Origin of the sequence: Methylobacterium sp. WL18 (genome assembly GCF_008040015.1) — a bacterium.
GTDB lineage: Bacteria > Pseudomonadota > Alphaproteobacteria > Rhizobiales > Beijerinckiaceae > Methylobacterium > Methylobacterium mesophilicum.
This window is the reverse complement of record NZ_VRVD01000324.1, coordinates 1-5,226: the sequence shown is the minus strand read 5'-3', so window position 1 is coordinate 5,226 and position 5,226 is coordinate 1. Positions and strand designations below refer to the sequence as shown.

Genomic DNA, 5,226 nt, shown 5'->3' with positions numbered 1-5,226 from the left:
GGTCAGGGCCGCGACGGCGGCGGGTTCGATCCGCGCGTTGATGCGCGCTTGCGCGACCCGCCAATGGGGGATTGCCGCCGCCAGGGCGGCGCGTCCGGCGTCCGTCAGCGAGACCACGCGAGCGCGCGCATCCGCTTCGCCGGCTTCGATCCGCACGAGGCCACGCCGCTCCAGCGGATCGAGGTTGCGGCCCATCGTGGTGCGTTCCAGGGCGGCTTCGGCGGCGAGCCGCGTCACCGGGCTGGGACCCAGACGGTCGAGCAGGCGCAGGATCGCGAATTGGGTGACGCGCAGCCCGCAGGGACGCAGCGCCTCGTCATAGATCGTGGTCACCGCCCGCGTGGCACGGCGCAGAGCGGAACAGGTGCAGGGCTCGCTCGGACGATCGATCATCACGATACGTGTATATGCACGGATATTCCGCGCGACAAGCGGGCACTGACGGTTCGGCCGGTTCGACACGCGGCGATGGGGAAATCCGTCACGCTGTCATCGACATGGCGGATCTCTTTGCTAACGCTGCGTCGGCAGGCTCCCGGTTCGTGAGAGGCGCGATGACACTCGAAACCGCCACGGCGTTGTCGTCCTCGGAACAGAAATCGGCCCGGTCCGGGCTCATCGAGGCCGCGGCCGAGATCGTGGCGCAGCGAGGCGGGCCCGGCGGGTTCGTCCGCGACCTGTTCGGGCGCGTGACCCCCGAGGACGTAGCCCCCTACCCGGGCGATGCGCTGGCCGAGCTGGCGGTCCGCGCCCGCGCCTTCCTGTCAGAGCCCCGCAAGCCCGGCGATCCGGCCCGGCTGCGCCTGAGCGACACCGAACTCGTGCGGGACGGACGGTCGCGCGAAGTGACGATCGTCGAGGTCATCAACGACAACCGGCCGTTCCTGCTGGATTCGACCCTGGCCGAGCTGACCGAGCAGGGCCTGACGCCGGATCTCGTCGCCCACCCGATCCTCGGGGTCGAGCGCGACGCGTCCGGGGCGCTGGTGCGCGTGGTCGGCGAGACCACCGCGGATGCCCACGGCAGCCTGGCGCGCGAAAGCTTCATCCACCTCCATCTCGGCCGCCTCGACGGCGAGGCCCGGGCGCGGCTGGAGGAGGCCCTCGCCCAGGTCTACCGGGACGTGGCCCTGGCGAGCGACGACCACGACGTGATGCTGGCCCGCATCTCCGCGCTGTCCGAAAGCCTGGGCCGCGCCCCGTCCCCCCTGCCGGAGGCCGAGGTCGCGGAGGCGCGCGCCTTCCTCGACTGGCTGAGGGATGGGCAGTTCCTGGTGCTGGGCATGCGCCAGCACGGCATCGAGGGCGACGGCCATCCTTTGATCGAGGGCTCGAGCCTCGGGGTGCTGCGCGATCCGGGCGCCACGCCGCTGCGCCGGGGCCGGACGCCGGTCGACTACACGCCCGAGATCCTCGCCTTCCTGGAGGAGCCGCAGGCGCTGATCATCACCAAGGCGAGCGCGAAGTCCCGGGTCCACCGGGTCTCCTATCTCGACTATGTCGGCGTGAAGCTGTTCTCGAACACCGGCAAGCTGTCGGGCGAGGTGCGGATCGTCGGCCTGTTCACGGCCGCGGCCTATACCAGCCCGGCGCGCGAGGTGCCGGTCCTGCGCCGCAAGGTCGAGGCGGTGGCCGAACGGGCCGGCCTGGACCCGACCAGCCATGCCGGGCGCAGCCTGCTCGCGGTGCTGGAGACCTACCCGCGGGACGAGCTGTTCCAGATCGATATCGACCGGCTGTACCGGTTCACCCTGGCGATCGCCAACCTCGCCGACCGGCCGCGGATCCGCGTGCTGTCGCGCCCGGACCGGTTCGGCCGCTTCGTCTCGCTGCTGGTCTTCGTGCCGAAGGACCGGTTCGATTCGACCGTGAGCGCCCGGATCGGCGCCTACCTGGCCGAGGCCTATGGCGGGCGGCCGAGCGCGGCCTATTCGGAACTGCCCGAAGGCCCGCTGGCGCGGACCCACTACATCGTCGGCCTGCCCGAGGAGGGCATGCCGGAGCAGGATCCTGCCGCCCTGGAGGCCGGAATCGCCGCCCTGGTCCGCACCTGGGGCGACGCGCTGAGTGCGGCCCTTGCGGAGGCCCACGACGGCGGCCGGGCCCGCCGGCTCGCGTCGCGCTACGCGGAGGCGTTCACGGCCGCCTACCGGGACAACTTCCAGTTCGATGCGGCGGTCGCCGACATCGCCATCCTGGAGGCGCTGAGCGACGTGCAGCCGCGCGCCGTGCATCTCGGCCGCCGGGCCGGTGATTCGGACGCGCAGGTCCGTCTGAAGGTGTTCTCCCGCGGCACCGCGATCGCCCTGTCCGACCGGGTGCCCGTGCTGGAGAACCTGGGCTTCCGGGTCATCGACGAGCGGACCTATCGGGTCCGGCCGGCCGGGCTCGACGAATCCGCCCGGGTCTGGCTGCACGACATGCGGATCGAGCGGGCCAGCGGCGCCGCGATCGATCTCGCCACGCTGGAGCAGCCCCTCGAGGAGGCGATGCTGGCGCTGGCCGACGGCGCGGCGGAATCCGACGGCTACAACCGGCTGGTGCTGGAGGCCGCCCTGCCCTGGCGGGACGCCGCCCTGCTCCGGGCGCTCGGGCGCTACCTGCGCCAGCTGCGCATCCGCTACGGCCAGGATTACATGGCCGGGACGCTGAGCCGGCATCCCGGGATCGCCCGGGCGATCGTCAGCCTGTTCCGGACCCGCTTCGACCCGCTGATCGCGGACAATCGGGCGGCACGCGAGGCCGAGACCCGCGCCCTGATCGAGGAGGCGCTCGGCGACGTCACCAGCCTGGACGACGACCGGATCCTGCGCCGGTTCGTCAACCTGGTCGAAGCCGCGGTGCGGACCAACTTCTTCCAGAAGGCCAAGGGTGATCGCCCCCGGGAGACGATCAGCTTCAAGTTCGCCTGCGCCAAGGTGACGGCGATGCCGCTGCCGCGGCCGTTCTTCGAGATCTTCGCCTATTCGCCCCGGGTCGAGGGCGTGCACCTGCGCTTCGGCTACGTCGCCCGCGGCGGTCTGCGCTGGTCCGACCGGCCGGAAGATTTCCGCACCGAGATCCTGGGCCTGGTGAAGGCGCAGCAGGTCAAGAACGCCGTCATCGTGCCGGTGGGCGCCAAGGGCGGCTTCTTCCCCAAGCGCCTGCCCCCGGCCTCGGACCGGGCGGCCTGGATGCAGGAGGGCACCGAGAGCTACCGGCTGTTCATCCGCACCCTGCTCGAACTCACCGACAACATCGTGGACCAGGCGATCGTGCCGCCACCGGACACGGTGCGGCACGACCCCGACGACGCCTACCTGGTGGTGGCGGCCGACAAGGGCACCGCCACCTTCTCGGACATCGCCAACGCGCTGTCCCTCGAGAAGGGCCACTGGCTCGGCGACGCCTTCGCGTCCGGCGGAAGCCAGGGCTACGACCACAAGGGCATGGGCATCACCGCCCGGGGCGCCTGGGAGGCTGTGCGCCGCCACTTCCGCGAGATCGACGTCGACGTGCAGACCGACCCGATCACCGTGGTCGGGGTCGGCGACATGTCGGGCGACGTGTTCGGCAACGGCATGCTGCTGTCCGAGAGCATCCGCCTGGTGGCGGCCTTCGACCACCGCGACATCTTCCTCGATCCGAATCCCGACGCGGCGAAGAGCTTCGCCGAGCGCAGGCGCCTGTTCGACCTCGGCCGCTCGTCCTGGGCGGATTACGACACGTCGCTGATCTCGGAGGGCGGCGGGGTGTTCGCGCGCAGCCTCAAGACCGTGCCGCTCTCTCCGGCCGTCCGGGCCGCCCTGGGTTTCGACCGGGCCGAGGCGACGCCGACCGAGCTGATGCAGGCGATCCTGAAGGCGCCGGCCGACCTGCTCTGGTTCGGCGGCATCGGCACCTACGTCCGCGCCACCACCGAGACCGACGAGGATGCCGGCGACCGGGCGAACGACGCCGTGCGCATCACAGGGCCGGAGCTGCGGGTGAAGGCGGTCGGCGAGGGTGCCAATCTCGGCCTCACCCAGCGCGGACGCATCGAGGCGGCCCGGGCCGGGATCCGGCTCAACACCGACGCGATCGACAACTCCGCCGGCGTGAACACCTCCGACGTCGAAGTGAACATCAAGATCGCCCTCATGGTCCCCGAGCGGGATGGGCGGCTCGACTACGCGGCGCGCAACACACTCCTCGCCACCATGACCGACGAGGTCGGGCGCCTCGTCCTGCGCAACAACGAATTGCAGACCCTCGCCCTGTCGCTCGCCCAGCGCGGCGGCCTGGGCGAGACCGGCTTCGCGATGCGCACCATGCAGGCGCTGGAAGCCGAAGGGCGCCTCGACCGCGCCGTGGAATACCTGCCCGACGATGCCACGATCACCGAGCGGATGCGCCGCGGCGAGGGGCTGACCCGCCCGGAATACGCGGTGCTGCTGGCCTACGCGAAGCTGTCGCTGCACGACGCGATCCTGGCCAGCACAGTGCCGAACGACCCGTATTTCGACCGCGAATTGCAGCGCTACTTCCCGAAGGCGCTGCGCGAGCAGTTCCCCGACGCCGTGAAGGGCCACCGGCTGCGCCGCGAGATCATCTCGACGGCGCTCGCCAACATCATCGTCAACCGCGGCGGCCCGTCCCTGGTCACCCGGCTGATCGACGGCACCGGGGCGGACGCCGCGACCATCGCCAAGGCCTACGCGATCACCCGCGACGCCTTCGGGCTGATGGAGCTGAACCTCGCCATCGACGGCCTGGGCGGCGGCCTCTCGGGACAGGACCAGCTCGGCCTCTACGCCGAGGTGCAGGGCCTGCTCGCCAACCGGATCGTCTGGTTCATCCGCAACCTCGACCTGACCGGGGGCCTGGCTCCCCTGGTTGCGCGCTACCGCGACGGGGTGGCGGCCGTGGAGGCGGCGCTGCCGAAGGTGCTCGATGCCGAGGCGCTCACCGCCATCGGCAACCGGGCGTCGCAGCTCGAAGGCCACGGCATGGCCCGGCAACAGGCGCGGCGGCTCGCCTCCCTGAACGCCCTGATCTCCGCGCCGGACATCGTGCGTGTCGCCGAGGCCAGCGGCCGCCCGGTCGAGGAGGTGGCGGCGACACATTTCGCCCTGGAGCACGCGTTCCGCCTGGACGAACTCGCCGCCGCGGCCCGGACCGTGCCGGTGGCCGACACGTTCGACCGGGTCGCCCTGGAGCGGGCGGTGGCCGGCATCGCCGCCGCGCACCGCAAGCTCACCGCCGAGG

At 71.6% G+C, this 5,226-nt stretch carries 2 protein-coding genes; one reads left to right on the top strand and one right to left on the bottom strand.

The features are described 5' to 3' along the window. Positions 1–462 (bottom strand): MarR family winged helix-turn-helix transcriptional regulator (locus FV228_RS19555; protein ID WP_246693957.1); only part of this gene is annotated, 462 nt, incomplete at its 3' end. A 92-nt stretch (positions 463–554) separates the two neighbouring features. Between FV228_RS19555 and FV228_RS19550 the strand changes: the two genes are divergently transcribed. Beyond that, positions 555–5,226 (top strand): NAD-glutamate dehydrogenase (locus tag FV228_RS19550; protein ID WP_147856143.1); only part of this gene is annotated, 4,672 nt, incomplete at its 3' end.